The following is a 23,057-nucleotide window of genomic DNA, read 5'->3' as shown; positions in this document are numbered from 1 at the left end:
GGCCGCGATGCGCATGATGCCGGAATTACTTTGACAGCCCACATTCACCTCGCCATTGACTGCATGGAATCAGGGTGAATTCAGGGACGATCCAGATCGCCACCGAGGCCAGAGTGACCCAGGCACCTGCCAGCATCCCCACTGGGTAGAGTGCAGGCATGGATGTGGTGAGGGTTGCTCGGCAGGTCAAGCACGCCTGGTTTGTAGCGAACAAGCGCGCTCATAGGAGGCTGAGGGAGGGAAAGTGGACCGCCTTGACGGCGGTAACGCCGGCACTGTCGGAGGTCCGCCCCTACCGCTACGACGCCCAGCGGTACGCCGGCCACAACCGGGGCAAGGAGGGGCATGAGTTAGCGTTCCTCCAGATGGACCCGCCTGCTGATACCTCACCCAGTGAGCTGCCCCGCCGAGTCTTCGTGGTGTGGACCGGTGAGAACCAGATGTCGGCCAACCGACTCCGCAACTTCAATCGTTTGCGCGAGGTAATCGAGGTGCCTGTGGCTCTCATTACCCCGACTTCCCTTCAGGAGTGGCTTGTGCAGGGCCATCCTCTCCACCCCGCCTACAAGTATCTGTCCCTGGTTCACCGGTCGGACTACTTGCGGGCTTACCTGATGCACCACCACGGCGGCGGGTACATCGACCTCAAGGCGCCGCTCGGTTCCTGGGAGGCCGCGTTCGATCGGGCACAGGCCGACCCCACCGCGTGGGTGACCTCCTACGGGGAGGTCAACGCGAAAGCCTCCGCTCGATTCCCCGGCCCTATGGGGCGCGACATCGCTCTCCATTGGAAGCAGCTCGTCGGCACGAGCGCGATGATCGCACGTTCCCACACCCCGTTCACCGGGGAGTGGCTACGGGAGGTCGAACGGCGCTTGGACTCCCTAGCCGGCCGCCTCACCGAGAACCCCGGGGATGTGCGCCTTGGCGGTCCCGGTTACCCCGTGTCCTGGACCGACCTGCTCGGTAAGGTCTACCAGCCCCTCCAGCTCAAGTACTTCCATCACATCCGGGTGGACAATGACCTTCTCGTCGGATTTTCCGACTACCAGTGACCTCAGTCGGCGCGGTACCGCACTCACTCAACATGATAACAATTCCCTGTAATTATGACATGATCACCCGCATCCATCAGAGGCTTCCCGGTAATTGAATTCCACGAACGACGATCTACACCCTATTTTTAAGATACCCCCCATAAATGCGGGGTAGGGGGCGTCCGCCTAGAAACCAGCGCATAACAACTACTGGCCAGCCCAACCCCGGCGACGAATGGCTTCGTCGACCTGACTCCACATATCGGTGTAGGTGAAGTGGGCACCGACCAAGGCTGCAGCGTTTCTTCCCAGACGACGGCGCTTCTCCGCGTCACTTATCAGCTCTGAAAGCGCCCTACACCAACCATTCGTGTCTCCTGGAGAGACAAAGACCGCAGATTCGTCATCGAAATACTCCCGCATGGCCGGAGTGTCTGTGAGGACTAGACAAGCCCCCGTCCCCGCCGCCTCCAGAGCTACGGTCTGACCACTCGGGTACGCCATGACGTGGGTGGGGATCGCGACAATGGATGCGGTCGCCAAGACCCCTTGATAACGCCCGAACGGGACGCGCCCGTGGAAGACCACCTCGGCAGGGAGCTCGCCACCGTTCAAATGACCCTCGTCTGTGTACAGGTGCAGTTGCAGGTCGGAACCTTCCACTGCCTGGAGGAGCGTCGAGAAGTCCCGGCCGCGGTCGGCCCCGACAGAAACGATGCCGTGTCGGTCCTCGAATGCTGCGACCGGAAACTGATCTGGGTTGTATCCGAAACTGACGGCCTCGATTCGCGCCGCATCGAACCCCGCCTCCACCAGGATCTCCACCTGGTTCCGTGACAGGACGAGAATCAGATCCACCCCGCTGTAAGAAGTGACCACCGCTGTCCGCTGCGCAGGGGACATCCGTTGGAGCTCATCTGCCAGCCAGCACGCGATCATGACGAGTGGCCTTCCGGCGTAGGGCATCATCCCTCGACGCTTAGCCCAGGAGGCGGAGAGCGCCTCTTTTTCCAGGAAGGCGAGCACCAGGTCCGAGCGCCATGCTTTGCGGACAGACCGGAGAGTCTTGTCCATCGGCCGACCGGAGCGGTGCTCCACGACATCGCGGAGCTTCCGGTGAACACGCGTCCGTGCCGGCTCGACTTCCATGAGGTCGTAGCCGAACTGGCTGAGCCGATCAATCCCGTAAGGGCCGTCCGCCGCCCGACCGGAGGTGAGGACCAGGCAACGGGTGTTCACGGGCGCCTCCCGAATGGCATCGCGGATGGAGAACGGTTCCTCCACGCTCCCCCTCAGGGGAGCATCCGCGAGGAACTCGCTTCAGCGTACCCGGCCCTGTCCGACCTAGGATGGACCCTACGCCGACCACCTGACCGAGGAGTTGACTCACTCGTGGCCCTCCATGTCGGGCTCTACAGTCCCTGGAGTACCGACGACCCCCGGGCATGGTCCGGTGTCGTGGCACCTATGGCAGCCGCGCTCCGTGAGCGATTCGCCGTGACCGTGTTCCCTCCGGTCACTCAGCCGGATGCAACCGGCGAGCGGCTCCGCACCCGCCTCCGCGGCATGAGGGGACGGCGCAGTCTCCCCACCCACACCATGGCGACCGCTCGGCTTCGCAGCGCAGCTCTGGCAGATCAGATCCGCGCGCACACGGGAGAGCCCCTGGATGCCCTGGTGGCCATCGCCTCGTCGACCGATGTGCTCTCCCTCCCTCGCGATCTGCCCCTCGTCCAGGTCACCGATGCCACCTTCCCCGCCATCTGCGGGTTCTACCCGATCGCGACCGGCCTCGGCCGTCGCAACGAGCAGGAGGGGCTGCGCGTCGAACAGGCCGGGGCCACCGTGACGGATCACTTCCTGGTCGCTTCTGACTGGGCTGCCCGCAGTCTGATCGGGGACGCAGGCGTCTCACCCAGTCGGGTGACCGTCGCCCCCTTCGGCCCCGCCACCCCCACGTCGAATGCGCCCCGGCCACGGACGCCAGGTTCCCCGTTGCGAGTCCTGGCTGTCATCGCTGATTGGGAGCGCAAGCGTGGAGACGACGTCGTCCTCGCCGTGGAGCAGGCTCGACAGAGCCAGGAGATCAAGCTGACCATCGTCGGCCGCACCCCGGAAGGCCTCCCCCCGTGGGTGGACACGCCAGGCGTGGTGGACCGGTCGGTCCTCGCCGAGCTTTACAGGGATCACGATGTCCTCCTTGACCTCGCCCTGGCCAACGCGGCCGGCGTGGTCATGACCGACGCCCTGGTCTCGGGGCTGCCCGTCATCGCCACGCGCGTAGGGGGTGTGGAGACCATCGTCCAGGACGGATTCACCGGATGGCTCGTCGCCCCGGGCGAGGCCGTCGACCAGACCGCACGTCTGCTCGGGGAGCTCTCGGAGGCAACCGTGGCGCGCGCCGCCGAGGCGGCAACCCGAGACGGCCGGGCGCGACTCAACTGGCAGGCATGGGCAAGCGCCGCGGAGCAGGCGGTCCATTCCGCCCTCGAAGCGCGCAGAAGTCCTGGCCCCTCCGCCTCGACCAAACGGAAAGCCGTCATGCTCACACCCGTTCTTCCTTCGTCGACCCGCCAGGAGTCAGCGGGCGAGCACCTGGTGCACGCCATTGCCGAGGTGATAGGCGAGAGCGCCGAGCTGACGATGGTCACAACCGATGGCCCGGCCAACCGTCGCGCTCTCGACCGCGGAGTCCCCTTCTCCCATCGGATCCTCTCCCCGGCGGAAGACCGCCGCGGCCGCCTGGAACGCCTGCTCGCAGTGGCCCCGTCGCTGAGCCGAGTCGCCCTCTCACGGGTTCGCGACCTGGTCGCAGAGGCCGATGTCATCGACCTGCAGTGGGAGGAGAGCGCCATCCTGCTGGGAGCCGTTCGACGCATCAATCCCAACGCGCGCGTCGTCGTGACCCTGCACGACGTCCTCTCCCAACGCTTCGGGCGCCAGCGAAAGCTTCAGACGAGCATCCCACGCCGAGCAGCCTGGGCGGTCCGGCGTGCCGCCGCCCTCCACCTCGAGGGCCGGATCGCTCGACAGGCCGACGATGTCGTCGTCCTCAGCCAGAAGGACGCCGATCTGCTGCCCCGCCGAGGCACGCACGCACGGGTGCACGTGGTGCCCCCCGCGATCTCCGGCCACGTGCGCACTGAAGCCCCCTCCTCAACGAACCCCCTGCTCCTCTTCGTGGGCTACATGGCCCGTTGGGAGAACGAGGACGCGATGCATTGGTTCGTCACCGAGATCCTCCCCGAAGTGCGCAAAGCGCACCCCAACGCGCGGGTCGCCGTCGCGGGCGGCGGGCTCCGCGATCACGTCGTGGCAGAACTCGAAGCCAACGCCGTCGAGGTTCTGGGCTTCGTGGTCGACCTCGAACCCCTGTATGCAGAAGCCGCCGTGGTGGTGGTCCCCCTCCGCTACGGCGCCGGCGTGAAATTCAAGGTGGTGGAGGCACTCATCCGCGGAGTGCCCACGGTGACGACCACCGTGGGAAACGAGGGCATCCACCCCGCCGACGCCGCGTTCGTGGCCGATGACCCCCGGGCCTTCGCGGCGTCCGTCAGCCGGGTGCTCCGGGATCCTGACGCCGCCAATGACCATGCTCGCCGGACGGCCCATGCCGTGGCCGAGGAATACGGGGAACAGCGCTTCCGCGCCCGCCTCCAGGAGGTCTACCGATGAAACCCACCGTCAGCGTCATCATCCCCTGCTACAACGCCGAGGCCTGGATCGGCAGGCAGATCACTGCCGTACTCGCCCAGTTGGGTCCCGAAGATGAGCTGGTGCTGGTGGACAACCTCTCCACGGACGCCACTCCCGCTCTGCTCGCGGAGGCTGCCGCGGCTGATCCCCGGGCACGTGTGGTCACTGCCGCCGAGCGCCAGGGCGTCAATCATGCCCGCAACGTGGGTCTCGCCGACGCTCGCGGTGACATCCTCCTGATCTGCGACGCAGATGACAGGATTCATGCTGGCTGGGTAGAGGCCTTCCGTTCCGCCTTCTCGGACAGTGGGGTCGCAGGCGGTGCCGCCATCCCCGTTGATGGCAACGGCCAGCGTGTGGGGGAAGATCTGGGTCTCCACCATGTTTTCGGCGGTCCTCCCTACCCGCTCGGAGCGAACATGGCCATGACCCGTGACGTGTTCGACGCCGTCGGTGGTTTCGACGAGTCATTTCGAGGGGGACACGACGAGGCGGATTTCGCCTGGCGCGCCGCAGACGCCGGATTTCCCACCCGTTTCGTGCCCGAAGCGCGCATCGACTACCTGCAGCGCTCAGATGTCCGAGGGGTGGTCACCCAGCGGCGCAACTACGCCCGGACCGCCATCCAGCTGTGGACCCGCCATCCTCACCTGGTCGATCCTCTCGGAGTGAGCCTGCGAGGCGCATTCCAGGGCGCTCTCACGGGTCTCCCCACCTGGGGACGGGTCCTCCGCGGATCCGCAACTCTGGAAGACGGTGCCGAGTGGGGATGGAGGCTGGGCACGCTCGAAGGTCATCTTCGCTACCGCGTCTTGGGGCGGCCTCCCGCGCCTCTCATCACTCACGCCGAGACGAACCCCGGTGGCCGGGGCATGCCTCCCGCTGTTTCCCACGAGTGAGTTGCGCGCAGCGTCGTTGCCCACGTCTGCAGGCCCGTGAGGCGACCGCGGGCGAGGGTCGCGATCACTGGGCATCCCATGCCCTTCGCGCCTGCCAAGCACTGCCCACCATCTCCACGAGGCTGTGCCGGTTCTCCCAGTCGAGATCCCGCGCCGCACGTGATCCATCAGCGACGATTCGAGCGGGGTCACCCGGGCGGCGTGGATGGACGGCCGGTTCAAAACCACGACCGGTGACACTGCCGACGGCGTCCATGATCTGTCGAACTGAAGTCCCCTCACCGGATCCAAGGTTGTAGACCGGCGCCAGCTCAACCCCCGCCATCAATGCCTGCGCCGCAGCGACGTGCGCACGGGCGACATCCACGACGTGCACGTAGTCGCGGACGCACGTGCCGTCAGGCGTGGGATAGTCCGTACCGAAGATCCGGGGAACCTCGCCCCGCTCTAAGGCCGTGAAGACGAGCGGGAAGAGGTTGTGGGGGCTCAGGTCAACGATCCCGTCAGTCCCGCTCCCCACCACGTTGAAATAACGAAGGCTTGTATGGCGTAGGCCCGTGGCGACCGCCTGGGCGGCGATCATCATCTCTCCGATCAACTTGGACTCGCCGTACGGCGATTCCGGAGAGGGGGCCGTCTGCTCCGTCACTACAGGAACGTCTGGCGTACCGTAGACGGCCGCAGAGGAGGAGAAGACGATTCGGCGCACGTTGCACGCCTCCATCGCTTCGAGCACACTCAGCGTTCCTTGAACATTGTTCCGATACGTGCGAAGAGGTTCTTGTACGGACACCCCTGCATACTTGAAACCCGCCACATGCACGACACCGCTCACTTCATGCTTTCGCAGAGCGTGAGAAAGCGCCTCGGTGTCCAGGAGGCTCGTCCTGATCAGCGGAACGTCATCTGGAACGAACCGAGCACGACCCGTCGATAGGTCATCCACAACGACGACAGGAATGCCTGCCGCGTGAAAGGCGTGCACCACGTGCCCGCCGATGTATCCAGCACCGCCGGTGACCATCCAGGACATGTTCCCCACATCTTTCTCAACGGAACTCCAGCATCACCGACACCCTGACCTCTGTCTACGACTTCAGGGTCGGCGATCGATTTCAGACACTCTGCCAGTAAAGTCAGCCCCATGAAGGGCATCATCCTCGCTGGCGGCACCGGCTCCCGCCTGCACCCCATCACCCATGGCATCTCGAAGCAGCTCGTGCCGGTCTACGACAAGCCGATGATCTACTACCCGCTGTCCACGCTGATCTTGGCGGGGATCAGCGACATCCTGGTGATCACTACCCCGCACGACGCAGAGCAGTTCCAGCGCCTCCTGGGCGACGGCTCCCAGTTCGGGATCTCGCTCAGCTACGTTCAGCAGCCCTCCCCCGACGGCCTGGCACAGGCGTTCATCCTCGGGGAGGACCACATCGGCGATGAGCATGTCGCGCTCGTCTTGGGGGACAACATCTTCTACGGCCCCGGGATGGGCCAACAGCTGCGCCGCCACACACAGGTCAACGGAGCCACCGTATTCGGCTACTGGGTGGCGGACCCCAGCGCCTACGGCGTGGTGGAGTTCGACGACGCCGGCAAGGCCGTCTCGCTTGAGGAGAAGCCTGAGGAGCCGAAGAGCAACTATGCGGTGCCGGGCCTGTACTTCTACGACAACGACGTCGTCGAGATCGCGAAGGGCCTCAAGCCGTCGGCACGCGGTGAACTCGAGATCACCGATGTGAACCGCATCTATCTGGAACGCGGCAAACTCAACGTTGAGGTGCTCCCCCGAGGCACTGCGTGGCTGGACACCGGCACGTTCCACGACCTGAATGATGCGTCCAACTTCATCCGCACCGTTGAGTCCCGCCAAGGACTCAAAGTCGGCTCCCCAGAGGAGGTCGCCTGGCGCCAGGGCCTTCTCACCGACGAAGAGCTGCGAGAGCGGGCCGAGCCCCTTGTGAAGTCCGGGTACGGTCGATATCTGCTCCATCTGCTCGACGCTGGACGGTGACCGGCGGCGCGCCCCGGCCCCGTGCACAGCGCCAGGCCTGACCCCGAGGAGAGAACATGGGCCATGCCGATGACGACGCAGACGGATCCCTCACGTTCGTGATCCCCGTGCGCGACGCAGAGGGGGTTTCCGACTGGCTCGGTGCGATGGACCTGTTGCGAGTGACCATCGCCTCCTGCCTCGCCCAGGACGCGGGCGGCACCCCCGTATGGCGATCGGTGCGAGCCGGGACGATCCGCTAACCGAGATCCCGAGCGGGGTGGTCATTGGGTTTGTGGACCACCGCTGGGCTCCACTGCCGGACGAGCCGCAGGAGTGCATGGCGGCCACCCGGAGGGACAAGGGACTGCGGGTGGCCGCGGCGCTGCGGGCCGCGCAGCCGCGGGGGCACGTCATGGTCGTCGATTGGGACGACCTGGTCTCGCCCCGCCTAGGGCATGTCTGACAATCGTTTTGACCATGCGAGCACAGCATTCAGGACCACAGCGGCCCTGTAGATGATCGCGTACTTGTCATACCGGGTCGCCAGACCCCGCCACTGCTTCAGGTGCGCGTACTGGCGCTCGATGACGTTGCGGCCCTTGTAGGCGTCCGCGTCGAGGCTGACGGGGCGCCCGCCGCGGGCACCGCGCCGTCTGCGGTGGCCCTGCTGGTCGGCCGGTTCGGGGATGACCGCTTTGATCCCACGGGCGCGTAGGTGGGTGCGGATCGCCCGGGAGGAGTACGCCTTATCGCCCAGCACGGCCTCGGGGCGGGTCCGGGGCCGCCCTACTGGCCGGGTCACGCGCAGCTGCTGCAGGAGAGGAAGCAGCATCGGGGAGTCCCCTGCCTGGCCGGGGGTGATCAGGCTGACCAGCGGCAGCCCGGTCCCGTCGACGAGCTGATGGATCTTCGTGCTCAGCCCGCCACGGGAGCGCCCGATGCCGTGATCGGCCGGTTCCTCACGCGGATTCTTGTAGTTCGATCCATCCCCCTGTGTGGCGGGTGATGTTCGTCGCGTGCTGGTGGGCGCGGGCGATCGTGGAGTCCACCGAGACCGACCAATCGATCAGGCCTTCGGCGTCAGCGGCGGCGGTCAGCGTGGCCAGCACCGTGTCCCATGTGCCTTTTTCGGCCAAGCGCCGATGCCAGGTCCACACGGTCTGCCAGGGCCCGTAGACCTCGGGCAGATCCCTCCAAGCGATTCCGCACCGGTACCGGTAGATGATCGCCTCCACCATGGTGCGGGCGTCGGCGAACGGCCTGCCGGCGCGGCCGGTCCGGGTCGGGAGCATCGGGGCGATCAACTCCCATTGGGCGTCGGAGAGCATCTGGAACCGGGACATGTCCCCAGGGTCTCAGCTGACTCGTGCATCTATTCTCAGACACGCCCTAGCCGCCTGGGTGTCCGCGCATCCTCGAGCGCACGGGTGGTACGGCGAGTCCGCCTACGTGTTCAACGAAGGCCCGCTCGCCCTGCGTATCCCGGCCGGCGCGCACAGGCTGTTCGGGTCGACGATCATCCAGCGGTGGGATCTGGCCCGGGCCCCGGCGAGGACGGCGATGTTGACCCGGCCTGCGCTGACCAGGTGTACGGGTCGCACGTCATGTCCGTCGGACTCCATGCCCAGTCCGGCACCCCGCTGGAGCCGTTGCCTTTCGATGTCGGCGCCTACCGCGTGGGGACCGGCCAGAACGTCTCCGGGTTCGACAGCCCCTTCCGCGTCGTGTGTGCCGCGCTGGGCGTCCCTCGTCGACGCTGGCACCTCCTGGTACGTCCGCGCCGCCAGGTGCGACGGTTCGGACCCGCCAGATCGGGCGGGCGCGGCTGCCGTTCTTCCGGTCAGGGAAGACGCCGCGTGACCCTGTCGAGGATCAGCCGACGCAGTTCGTGACGAGCCACTCCGGCTGGACCGCTGGCAGCGTCCCTGAGTACGGCATCGAGGACGCGCACCAGACCCTCCTGGGCGCGCGCCACGGCGGCCGCGTCGGCCGGGTACGCGGCGCGCCGGACGGAGCGCTCGTCCCTGAGGTCAGCCAGGTCGACGCGGCGGGCTCGCCACGCCGACACCACGGACTCGTGGTCACGGAACTTGAAGTCGCCCCCGATGAGCGGCGGGTCGGCGGTGGCCCAGGCCGCTGGAATCCCTAACGCGTCCGCGACGATGAGCCCGTGCAGGGACGTCGACACGACCGCGGAGCACCGCCCGATCTCTTCGATGACCCGCCCCGGCCGACGCCGAGCGTCGACGACGACACAGCGCTCCGACCCGATCCGCCGCACAAGCGTCCGGACAAAGGGTTCGTGAAGCTGGGAGACGTGGGGCACGATGCCGATCGGTCCGGGCTGGCCGCGCTCCGCGAGGACGCCGGCGAGCAGCCCGGGGTCCCCGACGACAGTCCCTTCGGCTGGCACGCCGAGCATCTCCCGCGTCAGGTGCCCGCGCACCGCGAGGACGGTCGCGTGCGGGAAGGACTTTCCCTCCTCCGGCTCGATCAGGCCGGTCCCCCAGATGAACCCGGTGTAGTCCGATGGCACCCAGTTCAGCAGGGAGCCCACCCCTATGAGCCACGCCTCGGCCTGAGGCACCGCCACCGGCGCGAGCCCGAACGGCACGAGCACGTGTTCCGTCAGGTCATCACCAAAGTTGTGCTGGCCAGGGAGCCAGAATGCAGGGACGATCTCAAGGGGGCGGCGCGCCGCAGACCAGACGTACCCAACGGAGCGCGTGAGGTCTCCCCCCAACCGCCGGACCTTCTTCGCGTATCGACTGGCCTTGATCATGTCCTGCTGGTCTCCTTCTGAAGTAGCTACCGGTGTCCGTCCAGACGCGGCAAAAGCCGTGGGTCCTGGCGGACATGTTGCAAGTGCTTCAGCTGCAGCGGGTGAAATACGTCGCTGCCGATCTCAATCCATCGCAACGGGTATCCCGGCACATCGCCCCAGGTGTCTCCGGGGGCGGCCATCAGTTCGGCGGCGTAGTAGTCGAGGCGCCGTTCAATCTCGCGCAGCCATTCGCGGGCGAAAGGCGTGCCAGGGCGCATGATGAACGCTCCGAAGCCCACCAAGCGGGGGAAGTTCCGGTGAATGTCGCGGCCCAGGCGCGTATGGTCGTCGCCTCCGCAGGACCGGGAGGACACCTCCGGGTAACCGGCGAGCCACACCTGCGGGTCGTCGAATGCATCCCACGCCCCGGACCAGTCCGACGTCGGTCGCTTGACGTCGGAGTACCCACCGCCGTAGTGCCACATGACGTACGCCCGGAGGTAGTCGGACCGGTGCACCGCGGACAGCGCGTCGTAAGCGGGGTGCAGCGGCGCGCCGGGGACGACCCAGTCAGCGAGGTTCTCCGGGGTGATGAGCGTGACGGGAACGCCGGTGCCCGCCTCCATCGCCTCAAGCGCCGCCCGGCGGGCTTCCGACATCGCGTTCTCGGCCGTCCAGAAGCAGAACACCCGCCGCGGCGGCGCGGCCGTGGGCGCGGGGCCCACGCCCGCGGGACGATGCAGGAAATACATCCGTGGGAACTCGCCGTAGACGTCCCGATGGTGCTCGGGGTCGAAGGCGTAGTCGCCGAGCGAGGCCCGTAAGCGCAGCAGGGAGTCGACGGCCTGCGTGCGCGCCCGCCGCCCCCGCTTCACGGCGACGAAGCCGAGGTGCTTGGCGCGCCGGGCTGCCTGAAGGGCCCCACTGAACGGCCTGCTCGACACTAGAACTCCCCTGTTGTTCGCGCGGCCGGTTCCGGGCGCGTCCGTCCCCTCGTGGATAGCGGCCCACGTACGCGTCTCCTCGGGGCCGCTGTAGCGGCATCGGGTTGCGCTAACAGCGGCTCCACCAGGCCATGGATCCGCCGCCCGAACTGGGCCTCGGAGAACCGCTCGGCGTGCGCCTGCATCGCCGCCCGGTCCCAGTCATGCGCCAGCAGACGTTCCACCCCGCCGGCCACCGCATCCACCGTCGGTTCCTCCACGAATACCCCGTTGACGCCCTCCACAATCGTGTCCAGGTAACCGCCGGCCCGTAGCGCCACGGTGGGCACGCCCCACGCGCTCGCCTCGAGCGGCGTGATGCCGAAGTCCTCGTGGCTCGCGGCGATCAGTGCCGTCGCATGTGCGTACGCCCAGCGCAGCTGCGCGTCGGTGAGGTCCTGGCCGAACACCACGTCCTCCCCCGCCATCGCCCGCAGCCGGGCCTCCTCCGGGCCCTTGCCGATCACCACGAGCGGCCGCCCCGCGCAGGCCGCTGCCTCGATCGCCACGTCCACGTGCTTGTACGGCATGAGCCGCGCGACCGAGAGCAGGAAGCCGTCCTCCGCCAGCCGCTCGGCACCGGGGATCGGCTCCTGCGGGCCGTCCGTGCTCACGGAGTGCGGCGGGAACACGAGGTCCACGCCCTCGAGCCCGTAGACGTCTTCGATCCGCTCCTTCACCACCGTGGAGTTGGCCACATAGCGTGATCGACGCCGAACGGCCACGCGGTCCCACCTGCGCAGACCCGGGCGCAGCACGCGCGCGATCCGGCCCTTGATGCTGTCCCGGCCGCCGTCGCCCAGGTAGTCGTCCAACAGGTACACCCAGCGCGCCGGGGTGTGGCAGTAGACGAGCGTGTCGCCGTCGTACCGGAATCCGTGCGCCCAGCCGGAGGTCGAGACGACGGCGACCGGCTCCTTCACATGCAGCAGTGAGGAGGCCAGGGGCAGCAGCGGCAGTGCCCTCCGCGGGTCCTTCCGCAGCAGCCCCACCCGGTTCAGGGGTGAGGTGATGATGCGTGCGTTCTTGAACTCCGGGAAGGTTCCCTCGGGGTCGTAGAACGTCGTGTAGATGGGCGCGTCCGGCCACATCCGGTGCAGGGCGAGCACCACCCGTTCCGCCCCGCCCTTCTGGGTGAGGTAGTCGTGGGCGATGGCGATTGTTGCGGGAGTCTGTTCTGACATCGTGTCCCCTCAGATGGCCCGTTGCGCGCGGTGGGGATGAGCCCGCCCAGCCTCGGCGGCACCCTCCACCTGGAGGGCGATGAGTCGACGGGCGAGCCCCCGAGGCAGGTGGTCCGCGACGGCGTCGATCAGCGCACTGGAGCGCGTGAGAGTGGCTTCGGTGGCGCCCAACGCCACCAGGCGCACGGCAGCACCCCACACGCCTCGCGGAGCACCGATGGTGCCGAGCGGTGCCGCCCCGTGCTTGCTCACGAACAGGTTCCGCGCGGCCGTGCCGTGCAAGGCCCGCACCGCCTTCGAGTGCGTTGTCACGGCGGCAGCGTGGTGCCGCGTCTCCAGCTCGGGACGGATCACCACCGGGTAGCCTGCCGCGTGAAGCCGGTAGCCGTAGTCGATGTCCTCCCACCCGTACTGTCGGTAGTCCGGGTCGTAGCCGCCGATCTGCTCGTGCAGGGCACGGGGGACGGACACGTTGCCCGCCCAGTGCCGCCACTGCTGATCCGCCGGCAGCGCATACGCGTGCTCGCGGTGCAGGACGTCCTGGGCGTCACCGTAGGCGCGCTGATACGGGGTGGGCTCCAGGACGTTCAAGTAAAGTCCGATCGCTCCGCCAGGCCCGCCCGAGTGCGCGGCCACGTGGTCCCGGATGTAGTGGGGTCCGGGCTCCAGGTCGTCGTCGGCACGGATGAGGATGCGGCCGGACGTCGCGTCGGCGCCGGCGTTGAGCGCGGCGACCCGTCCGCGGTTCTCGGGGAAGACGGTCCAGCTCAGGTCCAGGCCCGGGTGTTCCGCGGCCAACTGGGCGAGCACCGCTTCCGACCCGTCCACATCCCCGTCCACGACCACGTGGACCTCGAACGGCGGGGCGTCCTCCTGCGCGGCGAGGGCGCCGATCAGGCGCGGCAGCCGCTGGGCGCCGCCTCGGCTGGGGACGATCACGCTGGCCTCGGGGGTCAGGGGCGTCTCGGTCATGAGTCCTCCGCGGGGATCATAGGGACAGGTCATTCAGGAGCTCGGCGACGGCGGCGCGGCCGGCCTCGGGTGAGAACAGCGACGCCCAGCGGCGCCGCTGGGAGTGGGCCACCGCCCCCAGATCGATCGCTCGTACCGCCCGCAAGCAATTCGCGAGTGCGGCGGCGTCGCGCTGCGGAACAACGAAGGGGTGATCGCTGCCGACCACCTCGGGAACGGCCCCCGCATCGGAAGCCACCACCGGAACGCCCGCCGCCATCGCCTCGGCCGTCACCAGGCCGAAGACCTCGGCCCACTGCGACGGCACGGCCAGCACGTCCACGGTGGCCAGGAACTGGGCGGTGTCCTGCCAGCCGAGCACCTGGACGTCCTCACCGGCTGCCTTCAGGGCGGTGGCGAGCCGCTCGGCCTCGTCCTCCGCCACGAATCGACTCTCCCCCGCGACCCGGAACACGAAGGCGCGCGGGTCGGTCCTCCGCAGCAGCGCGGCGGCCTCCAGCAGGGTGAGGATGCCCTTGTCCTCGGACAGGCGGCCAAGGAAGCCTACGGTCACCGGCTCATCGGCACCGCGGGCCCGCCGTGTCTGTGGCGCCGTCGGGCCCGGAACCCAGTTGTGGAGCACGCGGGCCCCGCGGATGCGGTCCGCGGCGAACCGGGAGGGCACGAGAACCGCGAGCGCACCGGGACGCGCCAGGGCGGAGAACACGCGCAGAACCGGCTTCTCGGGCACCTGATGCAGGTGCACGATCCGGCGCGGCCGGCCGGCCAGTGCGGTAGCGGGCAGCAGCCCGTTGCACCACGCGACGTCGTCCCCGCCTCGGCCACGGTCCCAGGCCCGGAGAGCGCGCAGGTACCCCAGGCGTCCGGGCCCGCCCACGCGGACCACGTCGAAGCCGTCCGCGGCCAGGCGATCGGCAGTCTCGGCCGGGTGGGCCGGAGCCACGACGCCCACGTCCCGCCCCAGCTCGCGCAGGGCCGTGGCGAGGTGGTGCAGCATCACCTCGCCGCCACCCAGCTCGCCCTGGTTCGCCAGGATCCAGATACGACCGGTCATCCCAGGGCCTTCCCAGGGGATCGAGGACCTCCGGTCCGCGCGTCCACGACGGAGCGGACGCGGGTCAACCCCCGCTTGGCCGCGCGGCCGAGGTGCTCCTCCCCGTACTTCTGCAGGGCCCAGGCGAGCACGGAGACCACGGCCAAGGCCACGAGCATGGCCATGTTCCGGCCCACATACGGCCAGAGCGCGTGGATGAGGATGTATCCGGGGATGGCGTGGAGGATGTAGAGGGAGTAGCTGATCTTCCCGTACCACTGGATAGGCGGCAGGAGGAGCACGGACGTCCTCTCCCTCAGCATCACCGTGACTGCGAGGAGCACCACCACGAGGACCTCGAGGGCCAAGGGCATCCCCCGCATGACGAACGTGCTGCCCACCGCGGACACCGCGACCCAGCCGCGGTGCCGACCCGTCTGCCGCGCGATGTACAAGGCCATCCCCAGCACGAACAACGGGGCGTACTCGGCCACGGTGGCGTTGTTGAGCAGCTTCACCCACATGGGGTCCCGCTGAGGGTCCCAGCCCACGTGCGGCGCGGTGAAGGACACAACGCCCCACGAGATCACCGACCACGCGAGGCTCCCCCACAGCACCACGCGGTCCGAAAGGCGGCAGCGCGTGAGATACAGGAGGATCAGGATGATCACGTAGAACTGCATCTCCACCGCGAGCGTCCAGTAGACGTCCACCACGTTGTCCACGCCGACCCACCGCTGGACCATCGTCAGGTTGACGAGGGCCTGGCCCCACGTGAAGGGGAAGCCGGGCACCGGGTGCAGCAGGAGCAGCACCACGGCGAACACCAGGGAGATCCAGTACGGCGGATAGAGCCGGGCGGCCCGGGAGATGGCGAAGTCGCTCGGCCGGTCGGCCCGCCGGGCGGACATGAAGATGACGAACCCGGAGATGATGAAGAACAGCTGCACGCCCGCCGCACCCCAGGCCGCGTCGTGGAACGCGGCGGGATCCTGCGGATAGTGCGAATTGTGGGCACCTGTGTAGTGCGAGAACACCACGGCCAGCGCGGCAAGGCCGCGGAGACCGTCCAGCTCCCGGAACCGGGGGCCCGGAACACGCTTCTCGGCCGGGGCCACCGACGCCGATCCCGGCTCGTTCGGGCTCGCTGCGGTCATCGGGTACCCACCTTCCCCACCCGGCGCCCGAGCACCTCGAGGGTCGCCTCGGCGGTGGCTCGGGCCATGGTCTCCACGTCGCCCACGCGCACCTCGCCCGGTCCCTCGACCGCGGCGCGCATGACGGCGTCGGCGATGGCCGCTGGAGTGGTCTCGTGGACCAGGCGCTCGGGCGGCAGGATCTCCCCGTTGCCGCCCACGTCCGTGGCGACGGCGGGCAGGCCCGCGGCCGCAGCGTCGAGCAGGGTGTAGCTGAGGTTCTCCCACGCCGAGAGCTGCACCAGCACGTCGTGCTCGGCCATGGCCCCCCACGGCTCCACGAAGCCGGGCAGGTCCACCGCATCCGCGACACCGAGCGCCTCGGCCTGGGCGCGCAGCTCCCCCTCCAGGGGGCCAGCGCCGGCCAGCGTCAACCGCGTCCCGGGGTCCCACTCCAGCAGGGCGGGCAGCGCGGCGATCAGCCGGTCGAGGTTCTTCTCGGGCGCCAGCCGGGACAGGGAGAGGATCCGCAGCCCCTCCCCCGGTGTGCGCCGCTGCCCCGCGGCCGCGGCCCGCACCGCGGACACATCCACCCCGTTGCGCACCACGGTGAGGGGCGCCCCCGTGCCCCACTTGCGCCGGAGCACGTCCGCGGTGGACTGCGCCACCGCAATCACGAGGTCCGTGCCGCGCAACCGGGCGCGGTGCGCGGCGTTCTTCACCCGGGCCGCCGCGGCGCGGTTGTACAGCCCATCGTCCGGGGCGATCCCGTGCTCGGTGCTGAGCAGCGCCGGCGCACCGGCCCGCTGCCGGGCCCGCCCCGGGCCGAACGCGGCGAACGCCGCGAGGTCTGCGTAGGCCAGGTGCGTGTGGACCGCGGCCGGGCGCAGGGTGCGCACCGCCGTCCGGAGCGTCCGCACCGAGGCGGCCAGGCCGGCGTCGGGACCGACGTCCCCGGTGAACACCGCCGCACCCTGCTCGCGCAGCCGCTCGGCGAGCGGACCCTCGGGGCACAGCACCGCCAGACGCAGGCCGGGCAGGCCCACGCGCGCGACGTCGAGGACGTGCCGGGCCACGCCGCCGAGGTCGGCGACGGGCACCACCCAGAGCGTCAGCGGGGCCGGGGTGCTCGCCGCCGCGGGGATCACAGCCACTGCTCCAGGCGGTCCAGGGCCGTCCAGAAACCCTCGCCGTTGTTGATGTGGCCCTGCCAGATCTCCGGGATGAAGCTCACCCCGGGGGCCAGGCGGTCCAGCTGCTCGCACAGCACGGGCCAGTCCACGTCACCCTCCCCGATCTGCGGTCCCTCCCCGTCCACACCGGTGGCATCCACCAGGTGCAGGTGGATGGTGTGCGGGGCCAGCTTCTCCACCATCTCCGAGAAGGGGATCCCCAGGAACGTGGCCGAGAGCTTGGAGTGGGAGATGTCCAGGCACAGGGGCACCCCCGTGGCCTCCACGAACGCCACGGTGTCGTCCGGGTCCATGAAGAGGTTGTGGTACTGCTGACCGCCCATCAGCCACGGGAACGGCGGCAGCGTCTGCGCGGCGATCCGGATGCCGGAGGTGTCCAGGCGCTTCACGGCCTCGGCGATGCGCTCGTACTTCGGCAGCCGCTCCTCCGGGCGGATGTGCCGGTCCAGGGTGAACCCGCCCATGGTGATGACCATGATGGGCTCCTCCTCGTTCGGGAACCAGCGCTTCAGGTCCCGGGTGATGTCGATCGTGCGCTGCACCTCGGCAATCGAGCGCTCCCACACGGCGTCGTCGTCGCTGGCCAGGTCCACGAGGAAGTCACCGGAGAAGATGTCCGGCAGGTGGGTGGTGAAGCCCATCGGCATGGGCTCGCTGAACACCGAGTCGATGTCGATCTCGAGGTCCTTGTAGGAGAAGTGGAACTCCAGGAAGTCCGGGGTGCAGTCCTTCGTCAGCGCCTCGACGTCGTGGTAGCGCACCGGCAGGCCCCAGGGGCGCCGGAACTCGAACTGGCGCCCGGTGGGCACCGTGTCCGTGAGGTCTCCGGCGAAGAAGAAGTCGCCCTCGGCCATCTCGCGGTGCAGGGTGCGGCCGACCAGGCGCGGCAGCTCGTTGGGCTGCAGGCCACGGCCCGGGGACTTCACGGTCACGTCGTCGGCGGTGATCGTGGCGCCGGCCTGCAGCGGGCGGGCCGCCACCAGGGACTTGGCCAGGTTGATGCGGTTCATCGCCTCGCCCGTGGAGACCACGCGCTCGGTCCCGACGCCGATCGACTCCTCGATGTCCCGGGTCTGCCGGACCATCTGCGCGAACTCCTCCGGCAGCAGGGAGACCTTGTGGTCGTTGCCCTCGAGCCCGCGGTCCACGGTGAAGTGCTTCTCGATGATCGAGGCCCCGCGGGCCACCGCGGCCAGGGCCACGTGGAAGCCGCGCTCGTGGCCCGAGTAGCCCACCGGCGTCTGCGCGATCTCCGCGAGCCGGTCCAGGTAGGCCAGGTTCACGTCCTTGTAGGGGGCGGGGTACGTCGACTGGGCGTGCAGCATCGCGAAGGGGACGCCGAAGGAGCGCACGAGGGCCACCGACTCGCGGATCTCCTCCTCCCGGGACATGCCGGTGGAGAGCACCATCGGCAGGCCGGAGGCGGCAGCGTCCCGCAGCAGACCGTGGTTCGTCAGGTCCGCCGAGGCGATCTTCACGCCGTCCACCGGATACTCGCGCAGCACCCGCATGGACGGGGCATCCCATGGGGTGCACATCAGGGCGACGCCGGCGTCCCGGACGTGGTCGAACACCCGCACCATGTCCTCGGCGGAGAGCGAGAACTTGGCCAGCTCGTCCAGGGTGCGCTGGGCCCCCAGGTCCTCACCGGCGGTGGCCGCACCGGACTGCCGGTACAGGGCGTCCATGTCCCGCAGCTGGAACTTCACGGCGTCCGCGCCCGCCTCCACGGCCAGGTCCACGAGACGGCGGGCCAGGTCCACATCGCCCTGGTGGTTGTTGCCGATCTCCGCGATCAGGAACGCCGGGTGGCCCTCCCCGATCCGGTGCCCGCCGATCCGCAGCTCCGCCTCCCGGTTGATCGCCAGGGCCGTCAGACGGCCGCGCTCGTCCAGCAGCGGCAGGTGCAGCGCCCCGGTGGGCAGGGCCTCGCGCATCTCGGCCGGGGTGGCGCCCAGGGGCGCCGTCGCCGGGTCGCGATGGGCGACGTCGGCCGCGGCCACATCCAGCGACGCCTCCGGATGCGCCACCAGCCAGCGGCGCACATCCCCGTCCGTCAGGGAGCCGACGAGGAAGCCGTGGGAATCCACCACGAACACGGTGCGCTCGCGGTTGTCGGTCATCTTCTGCAGGGCGGCCAGGAGCGAGTCCTCGGGGAAGACGAGGTAGGGGGTGAGCCTGCGTTCGATGATCACTGCGCGCCTCCGGGGGTGCGGTTCGGGCCAGGGGTGGGGGTCTCGGCGGTGTGCGGGGCACCGAGGTCGGGGCGGTGCTGGAGCACCTTCTGGACCGCCAGGTACTGGTCCATCTGCTGCTCGGCCAGGGCGAAGTCCAACTCGGTGTCGATGTCCACGCCCTCGAGGTCGTCGAGCTCCAGCATGCCGATCCGGCCGCCGAGACGGTTGTGCAGCCGGTCGTAGACCCAGGGGCGCGTCACGTAGAGGGACCCGTTCTCGCGGAACCGCAGGTCGGTGCGCGTCATGTCCTGCCGGCGCTTGCGCGCCGTGACGTCGAAGTCCGGGATCGGCTCCCCCTCGGAATCCTCGGAATGGCGCCACAGGAACGGGGACACCGGGACGACGCCGACCAGCGAATCCACCCCCGTGTCCCGGAACTGCCGCACGGCGCGGTCCAGGGTGGCGGGCAGGCGGAGCGGGCTGGTGGCCTGGAGGAGCATCACGCCCTCGGGTTCGACGCCGGCCGCGCGCTCGGCCGCGAGCACGTGCTCGATCACGGGCTCGGTGGGGGTCGAGTCCTGGGCCAGGTGGGCCGGGCGCAGGCCCGGGACGTCCGCGCCGTAGCGGAGGGCGACCTCGGCGATCTCGGCCGAGTCCGTGGAGACCACCACGTGCAGGTCCTCCTCCGCCTCGAGGGCGGCCTGGATGGTCCAGGCCACGAGCGGGTGGCCGCCGAGGAGGCGGATGTTCTTGCCGGGCAGTCCCCGGGACCCGCCGCGCACGGGGATGACGCACAGGATGCTCACGCGGTCTCCTTCCAGACGTGCTCGGCGATCGCGGCCGCGGGGTCCGCGGTCGGCGAGGCCAGGGGCGGGGTGGGCTCCGGGGTGCGGCCGGGCCGCCACCGGGTCATGCCGTAGCGCTGCCAGAACCCCTCGAGCCAGGCGGGCGGCTCCGGGTGGACGGCCCACGCGGGTCTGCCGGCCTGCGCGGCCTCGAGGATCCCGGTGGAGAAGACGGCGGCCACGGGCCCGCGCGTGGCGACGAGGGGCGCCCCGGCGTCGTCGATCCGCACACCGGCCCTGCGCCAGGCCGCGTGCTGGCCGCGGGAGAGGCGGTCCCGCTCGGCCGGGTGGGGGCGGTAGGCGGCGCCGGTGGCCCGCACGTACTGTTCGGCGGCCGCGGCGAAGTCCCGGCGGGGCAGTTCGGCGCCGTGCAGCTGGCCGAGGAACACCCCGGGGCCGTCGTCCCCGGCACCCGAGAGCGCGGGCGCGGTCCGGCGGGCCTGCTCCAGCAGCGCCGAGCCCGCCGGGACGGCCTCCACATCGGCGCGGCCCTGGGTCCACCAGTCCGCGTCCGTGCTCGTGAAGGCGTACAGGGTGGCGTCCCGCGGGACGGGCGGCGTGGACACGGCCAGCAGCCCGTGCTGGACGACGCCGATGCGCGCCCCCCGCTGCCGGGCCCAGCGCACGGCGGCGCGACCCGAGGGCAGGTACTCCCCCGCCACCAGGACGCGGCGGAGCCCGGACAGGCGATCCGTCACGACGTCGGCGGTGGCGGCGTGCTCCCGGTGGCCCACGGCCCCGGGCAGGGCGGGTGCGTCTCCGGCGGGCAGCACCCAGCCGACCCCGGCGGCGGCCTCCGGCCGCGCGGTGGCCAGGGCGGCCACGGGCGAGGCCAGCGCGGCCAGCTGCGTGGGGCCGAAGGACTCCAGGGCGACGAGCGTGTGCACGTCCCCCGCCGGCAGGAGCAGGCGGGGGACGTCGTCGCCGGTGGACCGGCGGCGTGTCAGGGCGCCGGCCACGCCGCGCACGGTCGAGCGCGCGGTGTCCGCGGCCCGCCGGGTCAGCGGCCACTGGGCGCGCTGCCACGCGTGCCAGCGCGGCAGGTCCTCGGAGCGCCAGAAGAGGGGCGCGTCGGTCATGCCCACCACCCCTGGGCCATGGCCGCCCGGTGCGCGAACGTGTGCTCCGCGTGCGACCGGCGGCGGCCGGCCTCCCGGATGCGCGCTCCCCAGGCGGGATCCGCGACGACCCGGCGGCCCAGCTCGATGAGGTGGTCCGCGTCCTCGAAGACGAGCACCTCCTCGTCCGGGACGTAGAACTCGGCCACGTCGGCCCGATCGACGAGCTGGAGACCGCCCATGCCGGGCACCTCGAAGGTCCGCATCGCGTGGCCGGCCTGCAGGCCGTGGATGTTGATGGCGCCCGCGGCGGCCGCCTGCACGGCGTACGCCTCCTCGAGGGGGATGTCCCGTTCGGCCGGCAGGTCCGGCCGGGTCAGCTCCCACGTGCGCAGGCGGTCCACCGGGTGGTGGCTCCACTGACGCCCGTAGGCGCGCACCGGCACCCCGGCCGCGGCCAGGCGCGAGAGCAGCTCCACGCGGTTCGGGTAGCGCGAGCCCACGAAGACCAGCTCGTCGCGCCGCGGCACCTGGGGCAGCGCCATGGCCGGGTCGAAACCGTTGGGCATGTAGTGGGCGTCCACGCCCCCGCCGGCCAGCAGCTCGGCCTCGGAGCGGGCGTAGCTGAGCACCGGCCCGACGGAGCGCAGGAACTCCATCGAGTAGTCGTGCCGCGCGAGGTCGTCGTACAGCCAGAGCATGCGGGGCAGGCCCGCTTCGAGGATCTCGGACCAGAAGGCCTCGCCCAGCGAGTCCCCCTTGATGACGAGCACACGGTCCGGCCGGGCCTCCCGCAGCGCGGCCACGGCCCGCCCGGTGTCCCAGACGACCCGCGCGGCCGTGCGGTCCACGCCCGCCTTCTGCGGCAGCTCGAGCAGCCCCTTGTTCCGCAGCTTCATGCCGAGCGTGGCGTAGGCGTCGTAGCAGTGCACCGTGACGTCGAAGCCCTGGGCCGCCCACGCCGCCGCGATGGAGCGGTGGTAGCCGTGGAACGCCGGCGAGACGAGGAACAGCCGTTCCGGTGAGCGGCCGCCCCGCGCGTCGGGCGGCGCGGGCACGGTGTAGCCGGTGGCGCTCATCGGCGCTGCCCCTTCCAGACCAGCGCGTGCTCGTCCCGGAGCACGGCGCGGGCGTCCACGTCCACACCCCGGGCCTGCCGGAGCGCGTTCACGGCGAAGTTCGCCCCCGTCGCCGCGGTGAGCGCGGCCTTGAGGACCCGGGGGTGACCGAACTTCCGGGCGTAGCGGTACCGGGAGTCCACCAGCCAGCCGCGCCGGCGCAGCGGGTCCGAGGAGCCGTGCAGCCCGTGCGGCACACGGACGGCCGGGACCACGATCGACGGCACGCCGCGCTCGCGCAGGCGGCGCTGCAGGTCGACCTCCTCGGAATTCATGAAGTACTCCTCGTCGAACCCGCCGACGGCGCGGACCTGCGCCATCGGCAGGAGCAGCACGGCGCCCATCACCCAGTCGACCGCCACGGGCGAGGCGGACCGGGCCGCCGCGACGTCGTGCCCCACGGCCTCGTGAAGCACGTCCAGGTGACGGAAGCGGGCCAGCGGCGTCAGCCACTCGACGGTCTGGTGCAGGACCGTCGGGAAGTGCCGCCCGGACCACTGCGGCGTGCCGTCCTCGTTGACGACCTGCGGGCTGACCACGGCCGGCTGATACGGGGCGGCTGCCGCCACCAGAGCGTCGATCTGCGCCCCCGTGATCTCGGCGTCCGAGTTGAGGACCAGGGCCAGCTCGGTGGTGACCGCGGCCAGGCCGGTGTTCACGTTCGCCCCGAAGCCGCCGTTGCGCTCGCGGCGCACCACGGTCAGACGCGGATCGTGCGCCTCGGGGTACGGGGTGGGCGAGGCGTCGTCCGAGACCACGACGGCGGCCAGCGCGTCTCCGGGATCGGCCAGCAGGCGGTCGACGAGAGCGAGAGTGGGGGCCGGATCGCCGTAGTGCGGGATCACCACGGTCACCGCCGCCGTGGGCGACTGGGCTGCCATGCGGGCTCCTCCCTCAGCTCGGATGGACGGCGCACTCAGCGCCCGAGAACCTGTGTCGAGTATAGGGAGGCTCTGGCGAAGACCC

20 protein-coding genes are annotated in these 23,057 nt (G+C 70.0%); 5 read left to right on the top strand and 15 right to left on the bottom strand.

Features of this window, described 5'->3' with window-relative positions; all coding sequences use genetic code 11:
* The first annotated feature begins 158 nt into the window (after positions 1 to 158).
* Entirely contained in the window at positions 159 to 1,055 is an 897-nt protein-coding gene (locus ACFI33_RS06980) for a glycosyltransferase family 32 protein (RefSeq protein WP_462623899.1), read from the top strand.
* A 189-nt stretch (positions 1,056 to 1,244) separates the two neighbouring features.
* Here ACFI33_RS06980 and ACFI33_RS06975 read toward each other — a convergent pair whose 3' ends face one another.
* Positions 1,245 to 2,321, bottom strand: coding sequence for a glycosyltransferase family 4 protein (locus ACFI33_RS06975; protein ID WP_462623897.1), 1,077 nt, complete (start codon positions 2,319 to 2,321; stop codon positions 1,245 to 1,247).
* A 393-nt stretch (positions 2,322 to 2,714) separates the two neighbouring features.
* Between ACFI33_RS06975 and ACFI33_RS06970 the strand changes: the two genes are divergently transcribed.
* Both ACFI33_RS06970 and ACFI33_RS06965 read left to right on the top strand, forming a co-directional pair.
* On the top strand, positions 2,715 to 4,712 hold the full coding sequence (locus ACFI33_RS06970; protein ID WP_462623895.1) for a glycosyltransferase: 1,998 nt from the start codon (positions 2,715 to 2,717) through the stop codon (positions 4,710 to 4,712).
* Positions 4,709 to 5,632 carry a glycosyltransferase family 2 protein gene (locus ACFI33_RS06965; RefSeq protein ID WP_462623893.1) on the top strand — a complete coding sequence of 308 codons (924 nt, stop codon included), beginning with the start codon at positions 4,709 to 4,711 and terminating at the stop codon, positions 5,630 to 5,632. The genes ACFI33_RS06970 and ACFI33_RS06965 overlap by 4 nt, the downstream gene beginning before the upstream one ends.
* Before the next feature lie 64 nt (positions 5,633 to 5,696).
* Here the strand turns inward: ACFI33_RS06965 and galE are convergent, their stop codons facing one another.
* Entirely contained in the window at positions 5,697 to 6,665 is a 969-nt protein-coding gene (gene galE, locus ACFI33_RS06960) for a UDP-glucose 4-epimerase GalE (protein WP_391520084.1), read from the bottom strand.
* A gap of 111 nt (positions 6,666 to 6,776) precedes the next feature.
* Here galE and rfbA point away from each other — a divergent pair, with 111 nt between their 5' ends.
* Entirely contained in the window at positions 6,777 to 7,646 is an 870-nt protein-coding gene (gene rfbA / locus ACFI33_RS06955) for a glucose-1-phosphate thymidylyltransferase RfbA (RefSeq protein ID WP_462623891.1), read from the top strand.
* Positions 7,647 to 7,702: 56 nt separating this feature from the next.
* Entirely contained in the window at positions 7,703 to 7,888 is a 186-nt protein-coding gene (locus tag ACFI33_RS06950; RefSeq protein WP_462623889.1) for a hypothetical protein, read from the top strand.
* Between the two features lie 188 nt (positions 7,889 to 8,076).
* Here the strand turns inward: ACFI33_RS06950 and ACFI33_RS06945 are convergent.
* The 13 genes from ACFI33_RS06945 to ACFI33_RS06885 form a co-directional block, all read right to left on the bottom strand.
* Positions 8,077 to 8,971 (bottom strand): IS5 family transposase gene (locus tag ACFI33_RS06945; RefSeq protein ID WP_406017852.1). Its coding sequence is split into 2 segments (ribosomal slippage): positions 8,077 to 8,613 and positions 8,615 to 8,971, totalling 894 coding nucleotides; the frame shifts between segments, so codons are not numbered across the junction.
* A 497-nt stretch (positions 8,972 to 9,468) separates the two neighbouring features.
* Positions 9,469 to 10,410, bottom strand: coding sequence for a polysaccharide pyruvyl transferase family protein (locus ACFI33_RS06940; protein ID WP_462623886.1), 942 nt, complete (start codon positions 10,408 to 10,410; stop codon positions 9,469 to 9,471).
* Between the two features lie 26 nt (positions 10,411 to 10,436).
* Positions 10,437 to 11,336, bottom strand: coding sequence for a hypothetical protein (locus tag ACFI33_RS06935; protein ID WP_462623884.1), 900 nt, complete (start codon positions 11,334 to 11,336; stop codon positions 10,437 to 10,439).
* Entirely contained in the window at positions 11,336 to 12,559 is a 1,224-nt protein-coding gene (locus ACFI33_RS06930) for a glycosyltransferase (protein ID WP_462623882.1), read from the bottom strand. The genes ACFI33_RS06935 and ACFI33_RS06930 overlap by 1 nt, the downstream gene beginning before the upstream one ends.
* Positions 12,560 to 12,568: 9 nt before the next feature.
* The gene (locus ACFI33_RS06925) at positions 12,569 to 13,531 is read right to left on the bottom strand and encodes a glycosyltransferase family 2 protein (protein ID WP_462623880.1); all 963 of its coding nucleotides are present in this window, start codon (positions 13,529 to 13,531) and stop codon (positions 12,569 to 12,571) included.
* Positions 13,532 to 13,547: 16 nt separating this feature from the next.
* Positions 13,548 to 14,585 carry a glycosyltransferase family 4 protein gene (locus ACFI33_RS06920; protein WP_462623878.1) on the bottom strand — a complete coding sequence of 346 codons (1,038 nt, stop codon included), beginning with the start codon at positions 14,583 to 14,585 and terminating at the stop codon, positions 13,548 to 13,550.
* Positions 14,582 to 15,721 carry an acyltransferase family protein gene (locus ACFI33_RS06915; protein ID WP_462623876.1) on the bottom strand — a complete coding sequence of 380 codons (1,140 nt, stop codon included), beginning with the start codon at positions 15,719 to 15,721 and terminating at the stop codon, positions 14,582 to 14,584. Before ACFI33_RS06915 ends, ACFI33_RS06920 begins: the two co-directional genes overlap by 4 nt.
* Positions 15,718 to 16,854 carry a glycosyltransferase gene (locus ACFI33_RS06910; RefSeq protein ID WP_462623874.1) on the bottom strand — a complete coding sequence of 379 codons (1,137 nt, stop codon included), beginning with the start codon at positions 16,852 to 16,854 and terminating at the stop codon, positions 15,718 to 15,720. The genes ACFI33_RS06915 and ACFI33_RS06910 overlap by 4 nt, the downstream gene beginning before the upstream one ends.
* Complete coding sequence (locus tag ACFI33_RS06905) at positions 16,845 to 19,088, bottom strand: N-acetylneuraminate synthase family protein (RefSeq protein ID WP_462623872.1); 2,244 nt, start codon at positions 19,086 to 19,088, stop codon at positions 16,845 to 16,847. The genes ACFI33_RS06910 and ACFI33_RS06905 overlap by 10 nt, the downstream gene beginning before the upstream one ends.
* Positions 19,085 to 19,876, bottom strand: a complete 792-nt coding sequence (locus tag ACFI33_RS06900; protein ID WP_462623870.1) for an acylneuraminate cytidylyltransferase family protein — start codon at positions 19,874 to 19,876, stop codon at positions 19,085 to 19,087. The genes ACFI33_RS06905 and ACFI33_RS06900 overlap by 4 nt, the downstream gene beginning before the upstream one ends.
* Positions 19,873 to 20,994, bottom strand: a complete 1,122-nt coding sequence (locus ACFI33_RS06895) for an RNA-binding protein (protein WP_462623868.1) — start codon at positions 20,992 to 20,994, stop codon at positions 19,873 to 19,875. The genes ACFI33_RS06900 and ACFI33_RS06895 overlap by 4 nt, the downstream gene beginning before the upstream one ends.
* Positions 20,991 to 22,052 carry a CgeB family protein gene (locus ACFI33_RS06890; RefSeq protein ID WP_144820036.1) on the bottom strand — a complete coding sequence of 354 codons (1,062 nt, stop codon included), beginning with the start codon at positions 22,050 to 22,052 and terminating at the stop codon, positions 20,991 to 20,993. The genes ACFI33_RS06895 and ACFI33_RS06890 overlap by 4 nt, the downstream gene beginning before the upstream one ends.
* Positions 22,049 to 22,972, bottom strand: coding sequence for a glycosyltransferase family 2 protein (locus ACFI33_RS06885; protein WP_462623866.1), 924 nt, complete (start codon positions 22,970 to 22,972; stop codon positions 22,049 to 22,051). The genes ACFI33_RS06890 and ACFI33_RS06885 overlap by 4 nt, the downstream gene beginning before the upstream one ends.
* Between the last annotated feature and the right edge of the window lie 85 nt (positions 22,973 to 23,057).

The sequence above is a fragment of the Micrococcus sp. PSi08 genome (assembly GCF_054960655.1).
This window is presented reverse-complemented; position numbering and strand designations above follow the sequence as displayed.

Excerpts from the sequence above, each read along its gene's own strand:
- ACFI33_RS06890 (WP_144820036.1), bottom strand. The coding sequence starts at position 22,052 with ATGAGCGCCACCGGCTACACCGTGCCCGCGCCGCCCGACGCGCGGGGC.
- ACFI33_RS06930 (WP_462623882.1), bottom strand. The coding sequence starts at position 12,559 with ATGTCAGAACAGACTCCCGCAACAATCGCCATCGCCCACGACTACCTC.
- ACFI33_RS06915 (WP_462623876.1), bottom strand. The coding sequence starts at position 15,721 with ATGACCGCAGCGAGCCCGAACGAGCCGGGATCGGCGTCGGTGGCCCCG.
- ACFI33_RS06940 (WP_462623886.1), bottom strand. The coding sequence starts at position 10,410 with ATGATCAAGGCCAGTCGATACGCGAAGAAGGTCCGGCGGTTGGGGGGA.
- ACFI33_RS06885 (WP_462623866.1), bottom strand. The coding sequence starts at position 22,972 with ATGGCAGCCCAGTCGCCCACGGCGGCGGTGACCGTGGTGATCCCGCAC.
- ACFI33_RS06920 (WP_462623878.1), bottom strand. The coding sequence starts at position 14,585 with ATGACCGGTCGTATCTGGATCCTGGCGAACCAGGGCGAGCTGGGTGGC.
- ACFI33_RS06965 (WP_462623893.1), top strand. The coding sequence starts at position 4,709 with ATGAAACCCACCGTCAGCGTCATCATCCCCTGCTACAACGCCGAGGCC.
- ACFI33_RS06925 (WP_462623880.1), bottom strand. The coding sequence starts at position 13,531 with ATGACCGAGACGCCCCTGACCCCCGAGGCCAGCGTGATCGTCCCCAGC.
- galE (WP_391520084.1), bottom strand. The coding sequence starts at position 6,665 with ATGTCCTGGATGGTCACCGGCGGTGCTGGATACATCGGCGGGCACGTG.
- ACFI33_RS06950 (WP_462623889.1), top strand. The coding sequence starts at position 7,703 with ATGGGCCATGCCGATGACGACGCAGACGGATCCCTCACGTTCGTGATC.
- ACFI33_RS06980 (WP_462623899.1), top strand. The coding sequence starts at position 159 with ATGGATGTGGTGAGGGTTGCTCGGCAGGTCAAGCACGCCTGGTTTGTA.
- ACFI33_RS06895 (WP_462623868.1), bottom strand. The coding sequence starts at position 20,994 with ATGACCGACGCGCCCCTCTTCTGGCGCTCCGAGGACCTGCCGCGCTGG.
- rfbA (WP_462623891.1), top strand. The coding sequence starts at position 6,777 with ATGAAGGGCATCATCCTCGCTGGCGGCACCGGCTCCCGCCTGCACCCC.